Genomic DNA, 829 nt, shown 5'->3' on the forward strand with positions numbered 1-829 from the left:
AAGGTCGTAGGTTCAAATCCTACTCCCGCAACCAATACTTCCAGTCAGATATCAAGCACTTAGCGCCCCAAGGGGCGCTTTCTGCGTTCAGGGCCACTGCACAACTGGAAGCACTCTGGAAGCATTAGGGACGAAATTCACCCTGTGATGAATGCGCAACACCAGAAATCAGTGAACTTTTGGTGCCGTACCACTTTTCATCCCATTGGCAATGTGCAGAATTACCCGAACTGTAGAATAGAATACCAGCAACTGAATTTCACGTTAAGTTGTAGTTTCTGCGCGCGATGCACCCGAATTGAGGCACTTATATTTATGAAAACACAGAGTATTTGGGACCACGATCTTCTGGACTACGAACATATCGGGAACACTTTCACAAACCTGATTAAGTCAATGGAAACCACAAAGGTCGTTTCCATTGAAGCTGGATTTGGCAGGGGAAAGACGTTCTTTCGGAAGGCTTGGTCAGAACAACTCAGACAGTCTGGGGAAATTGTTATCGAAGTGGACGTTCAGCAATCGGACCACTCGGGTGATCCCATTGTTACACTGTTTGGTGCGTTGGTCGAGGCCGTACCTAAAACACAGGGAGGCAAAGCAAAGAAAGCTTTGGATTCGGCAAAAAAAATCGGGGTAATTGGAGCTCGCGCTGCGGCAAGAGTTGTTCTTCGATCCGGAGCCGACGAGATCATCGAAGCTATGTCTGATGGAGCTATTGACGCTCTTGGAGATTTTGATGCCTAGGGTCAGGATGCATTGATTTTCAAGGCGCTGCATGATTCACGGCTCGAAAAATGGAGTGGTGATATGAGCGACCTTTTCTGGC

1 protein-coding gene is annotated in these 829 nt (G+C 47.6%); it reads left to right on the plus strand.

Annotation, left to right across the window (positions count from 1 at the left end):
- The first annotated feature begins 396 nt into the window (after positions 1 to 396).
- Positions 397 to 747 carry a hypothetical protein gene (locus ACR0ES_RS20165; RefSeq protein ID WP_480871593.1) on the plus strand — a complete coding sequence of 117 codons (351 nt, stop codon included), beginning with the start codon at positions 397 to 399 and terminating at the stop codon, positions 745 to 747.
- Positions 748 to 829 lie beyond the last annotated feature (82 nt).

This window comes from Ruegeria sp. N7 (assembly GCF_056531345.1).

Coding starts and splice junctions, on each gene's coding strand:
- ACR0ES_RS20165 (WP_480871593.1), top strand. CDS start 397: ATGGAAACCACAAAGGTCGTTTCCATTGAAGCTGGATTTGGCAGGGGA.